We start from the raw sequence: 14,737 nt of genomic DNA on the forward strand, positions 1-14,737 counted from the left end.
GATCGGGATGAGTGGCCTGCTCGAAGAACTGATGAAACGCTCGGACGCCAACGCGCGCGCCGAGCTGACCGCCTATGAACGCGAGCTGCCGGAATACCGGATGCGGGCCGAAAATCCGCGATCGCGGGCCGAAATGCTGGATTACGCGGTGTGGTTCCGCCGGCACACCGTCGAACTGGTCCGGGACGGCCGCTGCCTTTCCGACGAAGACCTGGCGTTCATCGGGGACATCGGCCGGAAACGGGCCGAAGAAGGGTTGTCCACCGGCGCGGCGCAGCACGTCCTCGCCCTGCACGCCACCCTGATGCTGCACGAAATCAACGAGGTGGCCGAAGGGGACGACCTCGAAGAACTGCTCCGCCTCACAGCCTGGTTCGGTGCGCAGGGGGCCCGGGGCAGCGGCTGCTACCTCGACGGCTACCTGGCCGTGCAGCGGCTGCGGCTTTCGGTGGGCAAGCGGCTGCACGACCTCGTCGACCTGCTGCTGGCCGGCGACCTGTCGGCGCCCGGCCTCGCGCACGACCTCGGTGTCTGCCTGCACGACCACTACGTCGCCGTGGTGCTGCGGTTCCCCGGCCGCCCGCCGGGCCGGGACGACGACGCCGACGACCTCGTCGAGTCGGTGTTCAAGCTGCACACGGTGCCGATCGCCTGGCGCCGCCCGGACGAGCTGCTCGTGCTGCTGCCCGTCTGCGCCCGGGAGGAGACACCGGGGGACGACGCGCTGGCCGTGGTGCGCGACATCGCCGAGGCGGTGGCGGGAGCGTGCCGCGTCGGCGTCGCGGCCGGTCCGGCGGCCCGGCTGGCGGGGACGGTGTCGATGGCTCGCCAGATCGCGGAAGTCGCGCCGGTGCAGCGGGTTCCGCAGGTGCTGTCCGGGATCGGGGACGTCTTCGTCGAGCTCGGCGTCGTGCGGGTGCCCGAGGTGGACCAGTGGCTGCGCGACGTGGCGCGGCGGCTGGCGAACGGCCCGGACCTGGTGGCGACGCTCGACGCCTACTACCGCAACGACATGAACCGGCTCCGCGCCGCCGTCGGGCTGCACGTCCACCCGCGCACCCTCGACTACCGCCTCCGGCGGGTGCGGGAGGTCACCGGCATCGACCCCGGTTCGGCGAAGGGAATCCGCATCCTCACCGCGGCCGTCGCCCGCCTGCAGGCCGGTGCCTACGCCTGATTGCGCGTCGTGCCAACTGCGGTGATCGGGTTTTGCGAGATGTGACAACGCAATTCCCCTGTGGTGACGGTTAGGCTCGCCGACATCACCGGCCACCAAAGGGGAGTAATAGCAGATGTCGAAATTCGGAACCCGCATCGCCGCTCTCGCGGGCATCGGCGCCGCCGTTTTCCTGGCTGTTCCGGGTATCGCGGCAGCGTCCGCGATCCCGGCCTCGGTGCTCGCCTCGTGCCCGGCGAATTCCGTCTGCCTCTACGAGCACAAGGACTTCGGGGGAACGGTACTGGCCATCCCGGCCGGCGCGGCCTACGCGGACCTGCGTGCGTACGAATGCCCCGGCTGCCGCAGCTCCAAGCACAACAACAACGACGGCACGTGGTCCGACCAGCTGAGCTCGTGGGTCAACAACACGGGCCAGGTGTACTGCTGGTACTGGAACGAGGACTACGTCGGCCGCGACGCCACGCTGATGTCCGCGGGCACGGCCTCCAGCTACGTCGGCAAGAACCCGAACGACCAGGCGTCCTCGATCGGCCCCTGCTGACCGGCGTCCCCGCCGGCACCCTCACGGCGCAGGCCGCTCGCCGAGCGCGTCCGCGAGGGCCGACGCGATGAGCGCGACCGCCCGGTCCTCGTCGTCGCCCAGCTGCCGCAGCAGGGCCAGCGGGAGCGGCCCCGGGAGTTCCGCGAGCGCCTGGGCCACCCGGATCCGCACCGCCGCGCCCCCGGTGAGTTCCCCGGCCAGCGCGTCCAGGATCCGTTCGCCCTGCCCGGGATCCCCGGCCAGCGTGCCGAGCACTTCCGCCGCTTCGACGTCGTTGGTGCCCTCGGCCACCATGGCGACGAGGACGTCGACGGCGGCGGTCGTGCCGCGCCGGCCGGCGGCCAGTGCGGCGTGCCGGCGGACGTCCGGGTCCGGGTCGTCGAGGGCGCCGGCGAGGATCGCGGTGGCCTCGTCGCCGGGGAGCTCGGCGATCGCCCGCACCGCGCGGCGGCGGACGGCGGCGTCGTCCGAGCGCATCCCGGCGGCCACGCCCGCCACGCCGTCGGCGCCCGCGCGGGCGAGGGCCCAGCGCAGGGCGCCGGCGACGTTCGGGTGCGCCTCGGTGAGGACCGCCTTGGCCAGCAGCGGCACGTCCTCGATCGGCGCCAGCGCGGCCTGCTGCCGTCGTGACGGACTGGGCGAATCGAGCCCGTGCAGGAGCTCGACGACGTGCAGGACGCCGTCCCAGCCGGACGGCTCCGAGGCGTCGATCGCCCGGAGCCGCTCCAGGAGCTCCTGTTCCCGCCGCAACCGGTCTTCGGTCCGCCGGATGAGGTCGCCGACCAGCGTGGACGGCGTGAACGCGGGATCCGCCAGCGCCCGGGCGACCTGCCGCAGCGACATCCCCAGCGAGCGCAGCCCTTCGACGTGGAAGATCCGGCGGATGTCCGCCTCGGAGTACTCGCGGTAGCCGCCGACGGTGCGGCCGGTCGGCCGCACCAGCCCGAGGGAGTCGTAGTGCCGCAGCATCCGCGTGCTCACCCCGGACCGGCGGGCCACCTCGCCGATCAGCACGCGGTCTCCGCGGCCCGGTCCGGGCCGAGCGCGACGATCCGCTTCGCCTCGTCGACGGCCAGGTCGAAAGCCGCGTCCGGATCCTGCAGGAGCCGGTGCGTGGCCCGGGCGTGTGCGCGCACGCCCTCGTCCGGGCTCGCCAGACCCGGCCGCAGGGCCGGCTCGGCCGCGTCGCCGAGGGCGACGAGGGCCCGGCTCAGGCTCAGCTGCACGGCCCGGTCACCCCGGCCGAGCTGGTGCGCCAGATCCGCCGCCAGCTCGCCCCGGGCGCCGGGCGGCGCGAGGACGACGGCGGCCCGCCACGCGCTGCGTGCGACCTCGTCGTCCGGGTCGTGCAGCAACGACCGGGTGATCGACGGCCACGCCGTCCGGTCGCCGATCTTGGACAGCGTGTGCAGCGCCTGGCTGCGGGCCTGCGCGCGCCGGGACCGGAGCTCCTCGACGAGCCTGGGCACGGTGACCTCCGCCGGCAGGCGGGTCAGGGCCCAGGTGAGCATGTCGCGCACGAAGAAGTCCGGCTCCACGGCGCACCGGGCCACGAGCGGGCCGGCGAGCCCCGGGTCGGCCTGGGTGCCGGCCGCCAGCGCGGCCTGGAGCCGGGCCGACGGGTTCGCGGCGCCCAGCGCGTCGAGCAGGGGCGTTTCGGGTGTGCGGTTGATGGTGACCACCTCCTCCCCGCAGTGAAGACCTTGTCACAGTGTCAAGGTCAAGCGCGGGACGAGGGGTGGTCACCACCGGGTCATCATCTGCCGGCCTGGGGCGCGATCATCGAGTTCACGTCGATCGGCGACGGGATGGCGCCGAGCTGCAGCAGCAGGTCCGGCACCCGCTGCAGGCGGCGGGCGTCCAGGATCGAGCCGTACCCCGGCAGCGTGAGCAGCTTGGCGGTGTCCTCGTCGATCTTGGCGAACCGTACCAGCAGCGGCTCGACCTTGGCGCGGTCGATCAGGGCCTCGTGGGTGGCCTTCTGCATCGCCCGCTGGAACGCGGCGAGCGTCTTCGGGTGCTCCCGCACCCAGGTCTTCGTCGCGCCGTAGCCGGTCAGCGGGAAGTCCTGGGTGGCGCCGGTGTTGATGTCGACCACCGGGATCGCGCCGGCCGTCTTGGCGGCCTGCGTGACGTACGGTTCCGGCAGGTACGCGGCGTCGGCCTCACCCTGCTGCAGTGCTGCCGCGATGTTCGGCAACGGGATCAGCACCCATTTCACCTTGCCGTAATCCACGTTGTGGTCCTGCATCACCGAACGGGTCAGAAGATCGGACGCGGTGTTCTTGGCCGTGATGGCGATCTTCCGGCCCGCCAGGTCGAAGATTGTTTTCACCGGCGAATTCGGAACCGTGACGATCGCATTCGACTTCGGGTTGACCGACGTCGCGTCGGCGACCAGTTCCATGTCGGCGGCGCCGCTGCTGCGTGCGGTGAAGAACGGCGGGTAGGTCGAAAACGCGATGTCGGCCTCACCCGAGATCGACTTCGCCAGCGAGGCCTGGCCGCTGGCGGCGACGACGGACTCGACGGTGAGGCCCTCGGCCTGGAAGTAGCCGCTGTCCTGGGCCAGCCAGAACGGTCCCAGGTCCGTGGTGGGCAGGATCGAGACCTTCAGCGTCGCCTTCTCCAGGCCGCTGCCGGTCGATGCGGAGCTCGAGCTGTCCGCGCCGAGCGCGCCGCAGCCCGAGACGGCCGTGAGGGCCGCAAGGGCGAGCACGGCGTGGCGAGCGCGACCCCGGCGACTGCTCCTGACGATTCCAAACACAAGGCATGCTCCTCGAAGGAGATGAGAGTCGGTGTACCGAATACCGGACAGGTGGGTGATTCACTCCCCGGCATCAAGCTGGCCACTGTAGGCACCCGTCCTGCGCTTGACAATGCGTGATGTGCGCCGGAGGCAGGGTTTCACCAGAATGGCGGCACGGATACGTGATCGACGATCTTGTGCTTTGTCCGCCGATATCGAGGAGCGCTACGAATTGCCGCGGCGGAAAGGTTCACGAGCCACCGATTCCGGACGGCGGCCCGTCCGGACCGGGGGATCGGGCCGGTGGGACGGCGGGCGCGGCTGCTGGTCTGGACCGGTCCGGCCGCGGGCCGCGGCCGGCCGTCACGGTGCGTGAACCGGTCCGGCGGGGTGCGGAAACCGTAGCCGGGGACGGCGCGGCGGCGCGGAAAACAACGGAACCACGGCAAATCCGGGGAGGACGGTCCGGCAATATCGAATCCGGCCGTCGTCACCGCCCGTATTCGCGCGAAGGTCGTTTGCGGTGGGGGCAAGAGGCGCCCCGGTGGCGTCGAAAACGTCGAACACCCCCGCTTCCCTGCGGCGGCCTGCTGCGGCCGGGAAGCCGTCCCGGCTGCGGATGTGAGGCCGATGTTCTTGCCGACAAGGGACTTTGCGGGGGCAACCCCCGCCGTCCGGTCGTTTGTCCGGGCCGGGGCGAGCGGATCCCGAGCTTCCGCGACCCCGCGGTGGAATCACGCCCGGATCACGAATCGGCGCATTTATCGAATGGGATGTTTCCCCGAGCCGAAGTCTCGACTAACGGTAGAAGTTCCGCCCTGACCGGGTGCACCTCTTGTTGGGGAACAGGTTTTACTTCTAAAATCGCCGTGTGCGACCGCTCACGGAGGGTACAGAGCTGCTGGTCGGCCGGGACGACGAACTGTCCCGGCTGGTCGGCTGGATCCGTGACGTCGCCGACGGCCGGGGCCGCGCCGTGCTGGTGGACGGCGAACCCGGGATCGGCAAGTCCGCGCTGGTCCGGTCCGCCTGCGTGGCCGCCACCGAGGCGGGCTGCCAGGTGTACTGGGGCGCCGGCGACGAACTCGGGCAGGCGCTGCCGCTGCTGCCGCTGCTGGACGCACTGGAGATCACCCCGGTCACCCGGGATCCCCGTCGTGACGCCATCTCCGAGCTGCTGGGCGGCGGCGCCGTCGCGGGCAAGGGCGCCGACCTCGCCGCCGCGGCCGCCGAGCAGCTGATCGCGCTGGTGGACGAGCTCTGCCAGGACGAGCCGGCCGTGCTGGTCGTCGACGAGCTGCAGTGGGCCGACCGCACGACGGTGGCGGTGTGGAGCCGGCTGGCCCGCTCGGTCCGGCAGCTGCCGCTGCTGCTGGTCGGCGTGCTGCGCCCGGTGCCGCGCCGCGACGACCTGCGCTCGCTCTTCCGGATCGTCGGGCCGGGCGAGCGGCTGCGGCTGGGCAGGCTGGCCGATCCGGCGGTGCTCGAGCTGGTGGCCGCGCTGGCCGGCGGCAAACCGGGCGCCGAACTGGCGCGGCTGGCCGACGGCGCGGCCGGGAACCCGTTGTACCTCACCGAACTGGTCGACGCGCTGGCCCGGAGCTCGCGCCTGGAGGTCGACACCGCGGGCGTGGTGGAGCTGACCGGTGCGGCCACGCCGGACTCCCTGCCGGAAGCGATCGCGGACCGGCTGGGCTTCCTCTCCGAATCGACGCTGGGCGTGCTGCGGGCCGCGGCGCTGCTCGGCGTCGGCTTCTCGGTCGAGGACCTGGTGACGGTGACGAAGTCCCCGCTCGCCGCCCTGCTGCCCGCCCTCGACGAGGCGCGCGCCGCCGGGGTGCTGGTGGCGGCGGGCGACGACCTGGAGTTCCGGCACCCGCTGATCCGCGGGGCGCTGTACGACGAAATGCCGACGGCGGTGCGGATCGCCTGGCACCAGGACGCGGCGTGGGCGCTGGCCGAGGCGAAGGCCCCGGTGGAGCGGGTCGCCCGGCAGCTGCTGCCCATGGTGTCCACAACGGACAGCCGGGTGCCGGTGCCGGCCTGGGCGGTGCAGTGGCTGCTCGAAGTGGCGATGCCGTTGATCGGCCAGGCGCCCGTCGTCGCCGTCGCCCTGCTGCGCCGGGCCGTGCGGGACACCCCGCTCGACGACGCCGTGACCGGCGCGCTGGCCTGCCGGCTGGCCGACGCCTACTACCAGCTGGACAACATCGCCCAGGCCGAGCGGATCGCCTGCCGCGCACTGGACCGCGTGCGCGACCCCGACGTGCGCGTCGACCTGCACACGACGGTCGTCCAGTGCCGCGGGCGGACCGGCCGGGCCGCCGAATACCTGGCCTCGTTGAAGCACGCCCTGACCCAGCCCGGGCTGCAGGCGCGGCACCGGGCCCGGTTGCTGGTGCTCATCGCGCGCACCCACCGCTACGTGGGGGAGATGGACACCGCACGCCGGGTCGCGACCGCGGCGCTGGACGAACTCGGCCCGGTCGAAGACCGCTGGGCGACCGGGTGGGCGCTGCACGTGCTGAGCCTGGTCGCGATGTCGCGGGGCGAGTGGTCCGAAGCGCTGCCGCTGTTCGAGCGCGCGATGGCGATCGTGCGGGGCGACCCCGCGCTGATCGACCTCACGCTGCAGCTGCGCATCAACCAGTCGGTCACCTTCGGCGCGCTCGACCGCTACCCCGACGCGCTCGCCGCCGCCGGCCAGGCGCGCGAACTGGCCGACCGCACCGGCAGCATCGCGCGGCTGGCCCAGGCCCAGAGCGCGCTCGGGCAGCTGCTGCTGGCCGCCGGCCGGTGGGACGACGCGCTCGCCGAGGTGGACGTCGTCCCGGACGACCGCAAGGAGCCGAACGTGGTGTGCTGCGACCACGGGGTCGCGGCGATCATCCACTTCCACCGCGGCGAGACGGCGGCGGCCCGCCGGCACCTCGACATCGCGGCGCTGTACTCCGAACACATCGGCGACGAGGTCGTGGAACCGCTGGTGCGGGCCAGAAGCTTCGCGTTCGAGCACGCCGGCGCCCCGGAGCGCGCGCTCGCGGTGCTGACCGCCGTCCCGGCCGGCGAAGACACGGGGGAGGACCTGCTGGGGGACGCCGCCCGGCTGGCCGCGGCGATCGGCGACGAGCGGGCCGCGGCGAAGATCGAGGCCCGGGTGGGCGCGATCGGCGCCGAGTCCGCGGTTCCGCACCGCCGCGCGCTCGTCCTGTACTGCCGCGGGCTGCTGGAACGGGACGGCACGATGCTGCTGCGGGCCGCGGACGGCTACCGCGACGCGGGCCGCCCGCTGTCGCGGGCCAAGGCGCTAGAAGCCGCCGCGGTCGCCTTCGCCGAAGCACGGTCCGAAGACCGCGGTTCGGCCCGGGCCGCCTTCACCCACGCCATCGACCTCTACTCGGGGCTGGACGCGCAGTGGGACGTGGCGAGGCTGCGCGCCCTGTTCCGCGCGTTCGGCATCCGCCGTGGGCCGACGGTGAAGCACCGGAAGGCCACGCGCGGCTGGGACAGCCTGACCCCGACCGAGAGCCGGATCGCCGCACTCGTCGTCGAAGGCCTGTCGAACCCGCAGATCGCGGGTCGCCTCTACCTGTCCCCGCGCACCGTCGGCACGCACGTTTCGCACATCCTCACCAAGCTCGAGGTGCACTCGCGCATCGACATCGCCCGGGAGGCGGCCCGGCACCAGTCCGCCTCCGGCTGAGCCGCGGGGTCACACCCCGAGCTCGGGCGCGTCCCCCTGGCGCGGCAGGGAAAGCGGCGGCACCACCAGCGTCGTCGGGCGGGAAACGGCGAAGTGCCCGCTGAGGACCTGGCCGATCAGGACCGCCAGTACCAGCAGCAGCGGGGTCCGCCAGGTGCCGGTACTCGTGTGCAGCCAGCCGCAGGCCAGCACGCCGAAGCCGGCGATGAGGTACCCGAAGCCCTGGACCACGGCGGACAGCGACAGGGAACTGTCCTTGCTGCGCAGGGAAACGGTGGTCAGGGCGAACGCGAGCGCGCCCATGCCGGTGCCGGTGGCCGCGGCCCACAGCCACGGCGCGGCCGCGGGGGCCATGAGCAGGCCGCCCACCCCGATGACGTTGGGCGTGGCCAGCGCGACGACGAGCAGGGTCTGGTTGCGCCAGCGGCGGGTCCAGCCCGGTACCAGCCACATCATGGGCAATCCCATGGCCATGGACAGCGCGAGGCACGCCCCGGCGGTCGTCGGCGGGACCCCGGCGTCGCGCAGAATTCCGGGCAGCCAGCCCATGACCAGGAACGTCACCGTCGAAATCAGTCCGAAGTGGATGGTCAGGGCGGTGGCGGGCGCCGCCCCGGAGGCGGGCCGCGGCGACCCGAATTCGCCCGGGGTGCGCTGCCAGACCTGCTGGGCCACCAGCGCCGCGGTCGCCCACACCCCGAGGGCCACCCGCCAGGACGAGGTCATGACGGCCGTGGGGGTGACCAGCGCACCGGCCGTGCTCCCGAAGCCGAGCCCGAAGGTGAAGGCGGCGGAACCCTGGGCCAGCAGCGGCAACATGGTGCCGAGCACGGCGATGGACAGGCACGCGAGCGCGGTCCCGGCCAGCAGCTCGACCGGCCCGCCGAGCACCCGGCCGGCCAGCGAAAGCACCAGCCCGACGAGGGCGACGCTGACGGTCCGGTGCGGTCCCACCCTGCTGCACAGCCACGGGGTCGCCCACCCGCCGAGGCCGATGGCCCACAAGGGCAGGGCGACCAGCACCGCGCCGACGAAATTGCCGGCGACGGAGATGTCGGGAAGGGCGGCACCCAGGCTGGTCACGGCAGGCCGCAGGTTGACGGCGAGAACGAAGATCACCAGGGTGGAGACGGTGGTGGTAGCACGAGACATCGCTCCTCCTCGTCGTCGAGGCCGGAGCGGTGAACTCCGTAAAGCAATGTTTCTCGGGAGCCGGGTGCGCAGACATCCGTCAGGTGACCGATGTCCGAGGTTTTGTTGTCTTTGCAGGGATATGGGGTGTTCCGATGGCTCTGCGGATGAGCGTGCATCGGCACGAGAGAAGCCGGGACGCCCTACCCGGCCTTCGTGTAGGCGATGTCCCGTCCGGTGCGTTCCCAGAGGACGTCGGCGCAGTTCAGGCCCTCGGCGGACAGCTGCCGCTTGACGACTTTGAACGTCGAAGTCCGGGGCAGTTCCTGGACCGTTCGCACGTACCTCGGCACCTGTTTGGGCCCCAGATCGGGCTGGCCGGCGAGGAACCGGCCGAACTCGGCCGGGTCCAGGGGTGCGCCGCCGGTGACGATGGCGGCCATCACCTGGTCTCCGGTCACCGGGTCCGGGACCGCGTAGACCGCGGCGTCGGTGATCGACGGGTGGCGCAGCAGGATGCGCTCGATCGGGGCCGTGCCGAGGTTCTCCCCGTCGACGCGGAGCCAGTCCCCGAGCCGTCCGGCGAAGTAGCAGTAGCCGTCGGCGTCGGCGTAGGCCAGGTCGCCCGTGTGGAACCGGCCGTCGCGCAGGCGCTCCGCGTCGGCTTGCGCGTCGCGGTAGTACCCGGCGAACCAGCCGGCGCCCGCGGTGTTGACCAGTTCGCCGACGGCTTCGCCGGCGTTGGCCAGCCGGCCGTCGGGAGCGAACTCGGCCGGCGGGCACGGGCGGCCGGTCTCCGGGTGCAGGATGGCCACGTCGGCGGCCGGCCGGCCGAGTGAGCCGGGCGGGGTGTCGTCGGTGCGGGCGAACCCCACGCCGCCCTCGGTGGAGCCGAACGCGTCGACGACCTTGCAGCCGAAGCGCTTCTCGAACGCGAGCAGGTCCGCGGCCGCGCCTTCGTTCCCGTAGACGAGGCGCAGCGGGTTGTCCGCGTCGTCCGGGCGCTCGGGCGTCGCGACCACATAGGACAGTGGCTTGCCGACGTAGTTGGCGTAGGTCGCGCCGAACTTCCGCACGTCGGGCAGGAAACCGGACGCGGAGAAGCGGCGGCGCAGGGCGATGCCCGCGCCCGCCGCCAGGCCGACGGCCCAGCCGGCCATGATGGCGTTGGAGTGGAACATCGGCATCGTGACGTAGACCGTGTCCGATGTGGACAGCCCGAAGCGTTCGGCGAGCATCGCCCCGGGAAACGCTATCTTGCCGTGCGTGCAGCGCACGGCCTTCGGATCGCCGCTGGTGCCGGAGGTGAAGATCAGCATGAGCAGGTCGTCCGGGGACGCCGGGACGGGGTCGATCGGTTCCGCCGGCGCCGGCCACGAACCCAGGTCGTGCACCCTGGTCCGGCCGAGGTCCAGTCCGTCCAGCAGCGGCCGGTACTTCGGCTCGGTGAGCACGATCTGGCAGTCGGCGAGCCGGATGTCCCGCGCGAGGGCCGCGCCGCGCCGGGTGGGGTTGAGCCCGGCCAGCACCGCCCCGGCGAACGCGCAGGCGCCCAGGAGCACGGAGAACGCCGGGACGTTGTCGGCCAGGATGCCGACGTGCGGTGGTTCGTCCCAGCGCAGCGCCTGCCGGAGGCCAGCCGCCTGCCGCGCCGACGCCCGGACGTGCTCGGCCCAGGACCACGTCTCGTCCTCGAACCGCAGGCCCGGCCGGTCGTCCCCGGCGCGGGCCAGCAGCAGTTCGGTCACCGTGGGGACGCTCATCCCCGCACCTCCCGGCACCGGCAGAACTGGAACACGTTCTACTTCTAGCACGGCGCGGGTGCCGTGGTCCACCGCGGCCGCGAGCGGTCAGCGGCGGCCGGTCTCCAGGACGACGAGGAACTGCCCGCCGCCCGGCTGGACGCCGGCGGTGACGGGCAGCCCCGGCACCAGCCGCGAGAACCGATCGACCAGCCAGTCCGCCGCTTCCCGGGCGTCCTGCTCGGTCGGGCAGCGGGCGACCGTCTCCCGGCCGCCCTTGCGCTCCAGCCGCCCGGCCACCGTGATCAGTGGCGCGGGGTCGCCCACGTGCAGGCGGTCCGGCCACGGGATGACCACCTTGACCGCACCCTTGCGCGTGTTGCACCCGCGGTGCGCGAGCCGCTCGGCGACCTTGGCCTTCCGGTCCGCGGTCCGGCTGTCGACGCTGGGGCCGCGCGGGTCGTTCACCGACATCCCGGGGTCGACCGGTTCGTCGCACACCCAGCACCGCCAGCCGTCGCGTTCGGCGACGTCATCGAGAAGGCTCATGCGCGCAACCTAGCCTGCCCGGTAGCGCTCGAGGAGTTCGGCCGGCTCCGCGGGACGGCTGAGCGCGACGCAGTGCCCGGCGGCGATTTCGTCCGCGACGAGCCCGAGCCGCCCGGCGGCCGGAACGCCGGCGGGAAGCAGTGGTCCTCGCTGCCCAGCACGAACCGGGTGGGCACGTCCGGCCACGCCTTCAGCGGCCACGGTACCTTCATCGCGGCGGGCGAGGCGATGCGCCCGTTCCCGGCCCATCGCCTCGTCCGCGCCCGGTCCGGGGTGCGGCGGCTCGGCGACGTGCCGATGGTCGCCTGGCCGCCCACCCACCACCGGCGGTGGCCGGAGCGCAGCCGCGGATCGTGTTCCGCACCGCGGGACACGAAACCATCCTGTCGATGGTGCGGGCGGGCATCGGCTGGGCGGTGCTGCCGTGGCTCGCCCTGCACGCGCACGACGCCTTCTCCGACGAGCAGCTCGGGATCCGCCCGCTGAAACCGTCGCCCAGCCGCTCATTGGCCCTCTACCGGCCGGCCGGGCGCACCGGATCCCCGCTCGCGGTCCGGGCGCGGGAGATCGCGCTCGACGTCGCCCGCGATCTCGCCCGGCGGATGTGACCGGGCGTTTCCGGCGGGAAAAGGATTGCGCGTATTCCCGGAACAAAGTTCGCGTCGAAGGACTGTCGACGAATTGTCGACGGCCCATGCGATGGTGGTGTTACGATCGTCGATCTGCTGGGGTGCGGCGAACTGCGAAAACCGTTTTGGGCGGTTCGTGCTTTTTCCTGCCCGGTCAAACCGGCGGCGATCTTCGGGAACGGCCGGGTGATCCGGCTTGGGGGAGGGGGATCGATGCTGGGAAAAGCGAACGTGCCGACGGCGGAGACCGCTTGGGCGCTCAAGAGAGCCGGCTGCCCCGATCTCGCCGCGCGGCTGCACGCCGCGGTCGACGACGTGCTGGGGCGGTACGACCCCGAAGGGGGCGCCGGTGCCGAACGCGCCGACCGGGAAATCCTCCGCCGCCTGCACGAGGTCGAGGAGTCGTGGTTGCGGAAATCCCCGCAGACCGGGCAGCTGCTGCAGATCGAACGGCCGCCCGCCGCGGATCTCCCGGGCGTCGAAGTGCGGATCCTGCCCGGGCTGACGACCTGGCTGGCCATGGTCGATTCGATTGCCGTGGTGTTCCCCCAGCGGCAGGACCGCACGGTCCTGCGCGCACCGGCCGTGCTGGCGGTGGCCGCCTGGGCGTTCCAGCAGGCCCGGCCCGCGTCACCGGCCGGCGTGGTGCCGCCGCAGCTGTCCCAGCTGGAGGTCCGGATCCTGCGGTGCCTGTCGGCCGGCCTCAAGGACGAACAGGCGGCCCGCCGGCTGGAGATTTCGGTGCGCACCTACCGGCGCCGCGTGACGGCCCTGTGCGACCGGCTGCACGCATCGAGCCGGTTCGAGGCCGGGGTGGCGGCGGCCAAGCGCGGCCTCGTGTGAGGGGGCACCGGCGGCCGCGCAGCCGGGAGGGCTTGCGCGGCCTCGGGGTCCGTGCGCGGTGCGGTCGGCGGCGGTGAGGCCCGGCCCGGTGAGGCGGAACAGCCTCGCGCGGCCACGGAGCTCGGGTGAGGGCGGTCAGAGGCGGCGGAGGCTGCGGCTGGCGAGCCCGCACACGGCCACCGCGGCGAAGCCGAGACCCGTCAGGTGGAACATCGCCGCCGGGGACCACCGGTGCAGCACCAGCCCGGCCACCGCGACCGACAGCGGGAACATGGCGAACGTGACCAGGCTGATCAGCCCCTGGGCGCGGGCCAGCAGCCGCGGGGGTGGCATCCGCTGGGTCGCCGTCATCACCAGGACCGCCAGCACCCCGTCCAGGGCACCGACCACCGCCATCGTGACCGCCATCGGGACGAGGCCGCCCACGTGGGGCAGGGCGGCGAGGAGGCCGCCGTTGACCGCCAGAGCCGCGATGACCAGCGGGCCCTGGCGGCGGCCGTGGGTCAGTGCGCCCGCGGAGGCGCCGCCGCCCAGCATGCCGATCCCCAGGGCCGCCATCAGCCAGCCGTAGCCCGCCGGGCCGAGGCCGGGACGCGTGCCGGCCAGGACCGGCAGCGCCACCTCCAGCGTCCCGCCCACCGAGGCGCCGAGGACCACCGTCATGAGCAGGACCGTGCGGTACAACGGCGACGAACGGACGAAACCCAGCAGGGACCCGGATCCCGCGGCCGCGGGGCGCTCCGGTGGCGCCGGCACCCGGTGGATGGCCAGCAGCGCGAGCGCGGAGACGGCGAAGGAAGCGGCGTCGGCCCCGATCGCGGGCCACGGCGCCACCAGCGCCACCAGGACACCCCCGATCGGCGGCCCGATCACGTTCGCGAACAGGTTGGCCGCGATGCCGATGGAGTTCGCCGCCGCCAGTTCCGCGTCCGGCACGAGCGCCGGGGTGATCGAGCGGTACGCGGGGATGTGGGCGCCTTCGCAGGCGCCGAGCACGATCCCGGTGACGACCAGGTGGCCCAGCCCCGGTGCCCCGCGGACGGCGGCGACGGTCAGCGTGGTCAGCGCCGCGCACCGCGCCAGGTCGGCGCCCAGCATCACCGGCCGGGCGCCGAACCGGTCGGCCAGCGCGCCGCCCGGCAGCGCCGTGACGATGCGGGCCACCCCGAACCCGGTGAGGGTGATGCTCAGGCCGGTCGTCGCGTAGCCCGCGCCGAGGATCACGAACGGCAGGGCGACCAGGTACACCATGTCGCCGAGCGTCGACAGCGACTGCCCGGCCACCAGGATCCGGAAGGCGCGGCGGCGGAACGGGGCGAAGGGCGACGGGCGGGGCTCGACGTCCTTCGCGGCCGTGGTTTCGTGGTCGGCACTCATCGGCGGTCTCCTCGGGCGGTCCCGGAAAAAACGGGGGTGGCGGCGCACCGGCGCCGCCACCCGATCACCCCACGTCGCCCGGGACGGCGAACCGGAGCTGCTCGCGGCAGAACCGTTGCCATTCCGCGCTTTCGTCGCGGTACGCCGGTTCGTCGGCGAACGCGTCGGCCGTGACGCTGAAGTCATCCCACAGGAACAGCGGTCCCTCTGCGGCGTGCGTGGCGACCCAGTCCGACGCCGGCTCGAACGCCCGGACCGCCTCGGGCGGGTAAGCCCGGCTGTAGCGCAGCATC

14 protein-coding genes are annotated in these 14,737 nt (G+C 73.1%); 5 read left to right on the forward strand and 9 right to left on the reverse strand.

The features are described 5' to 3' along the window. The first annotated feature begins 7 nt into the window (after positions 1-7). A complete protein-coding gene (locus AB0J55_RS02600; RefSeq protein ID WP_364241724.1) occupies positions 8-1,177 on the forward strand; it encodes a helix-turn-helix domain-containing protein in 1,170 nt (389 codons plus the stop codon). Between the two features lie 115 nt (positions 1,178-1,292). Further along, positions 1,293-1,721: a peptidase inhibitor family I36 protein gene (locus AB0J55_RS02605; protein WP_364241727.1), complete on the forward strand. Its 429-nt coding sequence runs from the start codon at positions 1,293-1,295 to the stop codon at positions 1,719-1,721. Positions 1,722-1,742: 21 nt separating this feature from the next. On the opposite strand, the gene AB0J55_RS02610 is transcribed toward AB0J55_RS02605, so the two are convergent. The 3 genes from AB0J55_RS02610 to AB0J55_RS02620 all read right to left on the reverse strand — a co-directional run bounded on the left by AB0J55_RS02610 (position 1,743) and on the right by AB0J55_RS02620 (position 4,440). Further along, positions 1,743-2,735, reverse strand: a complete 993-nt coding sequence (locus AB0J55_RS02610) for a HEAT repeat domain-containing protein (protein WP_364241729.1) — start codon at positions 2,733-2,735, stop codon at positions 1,743-1,745. Beyond that, positions 2,729-3,403, reverse strand: coding sequence for a HEAT repeat domain-containing protein (locus AB0J55_RS02615; RefSeq protein WP_364241732.1), 675 nt, complete (start codon positions 3,401-3,403; stop codon positions 2,729-2,731). The genes AB0J55_RS02610 and AB0J55_RS02615 overlap by 7 nt, the downstream gene beginning before the upstream one ends. A gap of 74 nt (positions 3,404-3,477) precedes the next feature. After that, positions 3,478-4,440 carry an ABC transporter substrate-binding protein gene (locus tag AB0J55_RS02620; protein WP_364241735.1) on the reverse strand — a complete coding sequence of 321 codons (963 nt, stop codon included), beginning with the start codon at positions 4,438-4,440 and terminating at the stop codon, positions 3,478-3,480. Between the two features lie 901 nt (positions 4,441-5,341). Here AB0J55_RS02620 and AB0J55_RS02625 point away from each other — a divergent pair. Continuing rightward, positions 5,342-8,173 carry an AAA family ATPase gene (locus AB0J55_RS02625; RefSeq protein ID WP_364241737.1) on the forward strand — a complete coding sequence of 944 codons (2,832 nt, stop codon included), beginning with the start codon at positions 5,342-5,344 and terminating at the stop codon, positions 8,171-8,173. Between the two features lie 9 nt (positions 8,174-8,182). On the opposite strand, the gene AB0J55_RS02630 is transcribed toward AB0J55_RS02625, so the two are convergent. The 4 genes from AB0J55_RS02630 to AB0J55_RS02645 form a co-directional block, all read right to left on the reverse strand. Further along, positions 8,183-9,325: an MFS transporter gene (locus AB0J55_RS02630; protein WP_364241740.1), complete on the reverse strand. Its 1,143-nt coding sequence runs from the start codon at positions 9,323-9,325 to the stop codon at positions 8,183-8,185. 182 nt (positions 9,326-9,507) lie between these two features. Continuing rightward, a complete protein-coding gene (locus tag AB0J55_RS02635; RefSeq protein ID WP_364241743.1) occupies positions 9,508-11,067 on the reverse strand; it encodes a long-chain-fatty-acid--CoA ligase in 1,560 nt (519 codons plus the stop codon). 87 nt (positions 11,068-11,154) lie between these two features. After that, a complete protein-coding gene (locus tag AB0J55_RS02640) occupies positions 11,155-11,595 on the reverse strand; it encodes a hypothetical protein (protein ID WP_364241746.1) in 441 nt (146 codons plus the stop codon). A gap of 9 nt (positions 11,596-11,604) precedes the next feature. After that, positions 11,605-11,796: a hypothetical protein gene (locus AB0J55_RS02645; protein WP_364241749.1), complete on the reverse strand. Its 192-nt coding sequence runs from the start codon at positions 11,794-11,796 to the stop codon at positions 11,605-11,607. Positions 11,797-11,924: 128 nt separating this feature from the next. Here AB0J55_RS02645 and AB0J55_RS02650 point away from each other — a divergent pair, with 128 nt between their 5' ends. Together AB0J55_RS02650 and AB0J55_RS02655 are read left to right on the forward strand one after the other, a co-directional pair. Beyond that, complete coding sequence (locus tag AB0J55_RS02650) at positions 11,925-12,203, forward strand: LysR family transcriptional regulator substrate-binding protein (RefSeq protein ID WP_364241752.1); 279 nt, start codon at positions 11,925-11,927, stop codon at positions 12,201-12,203. A 234-nt stretch (positions 12,204-12,437) separates the two neighbouring features. Next, positions 12,438-13,067 carry a LuxR C-terminal-related transcriptional regulator gene (locus tag AB0J55_RS02655; RefSeq protein WP_364241754.1) on the forward strand — a complete coding sequence of 210 codons (630 nt, stop codon included), beginning with the start codon at positions 12,438-12,440 and terminating at the stop codon, positions 13,065-13,067. 135 nt (positions 13,068-13,202) lie between these two features. On the opposite strand, the gene AB0J55_RS02660 is transcribed toward AB0J55_RS02655, so the two are convergent. After that, the gene (locus tag AB0J55_RS02660) at positions 13,203-14,444 is read right to left on the reverse strand and encodes an MFS transporter (protein WP_364241756.1); all 1,242 of its coding nucleotides are present in this window, start codon (positions 14,442-14,444) and stop codon (positions 13,203-13,205) included. 64 nt (positions 14,445-14,508) lie between these two features. Beyond that, positions 14,509-14,736 (reverse strand): hypothetical protein, encoded by a 228-nt coding sequence (locus tag AB0J55_RS02665; RefSeq protein WP_364241759.1) that lies wholly within the window; start codon positions 14,734-14,736, stop codon positions 14,509-14,511. Position 14,737 lies beyond the last annotated feature (1 nt).

It is taken from the genome of Amycolatopsis sp. NPDC049688 (assembly GCF_040674975.1).
Lineage (GTDB): Bacteria > Actinomycetota > Actinomycetes > Mycobacteriales > Pseudonocardiaceae > Amycolatopsis.

Excerpts from the sequence above, each read along its gene's own strand:
- AB0J55_RS02640 (WP_364241746.1), bottom strand. The coding sequence starts at position 11,595 with ATGAGCCTTCTCGATGACGTCGCCGAACGCGACGGCTGGCGGTGCTGG.
- AB0J55_RS02635 (WP_364241743.1), bottom strand. The coding sequence starts at position 11,067 with ATGAGCGTCCCCACGGTGACCGAACTGCTGCTGGCCCGCGCCGGGGAC.
- AB0J55_RS02665 (WP_364241759.1), bottom strand. The coding sequence starts at position 14,736 with ATGCTGCGCTACAGCCGGGCTTACCCGCCCGAGGCGGTCCGGGCGTTC.
- AB0J55_RS02630 (WP_364241740.1), bottom strand. The coding sequence starts at position 9,325 with ATGTCTCGTGCTACCACCACCGTCTCCACCCTGGTGATCTTCGTTCTC.
- AB0J55_RS02605 (WP_364241727.1), top strand. The coding sequence starts at position 1,293 with ATGTCGAAATTCGGAACCCGCATCGCCGCTCTCGCGGGCATCGGCGCC.
- AB0J55_RS02660 (WP_364241756.1), bottom strand. The coding sequence starts at position 14,444 with ATGAGTGCCGACCACGAAACCACGGCCGCGAAGGACGTCGAGCCCCGC.
- AB0J55_RS02600 (WP_364241724.1), top strand. The coding sequence starts at position 8 with ATGAGTGGCCTGCTCGAAGAACTGATGAAACGCTCGGACGCCAACGCG.
- AB0J55_RS02655 (WP_364241754.1), top strand. The coding sequence starts at position 12,438 with ATGCTGGGAAAAGCGAACGTGCCGACGGCGGAGACCGCTTGGGCGCTC.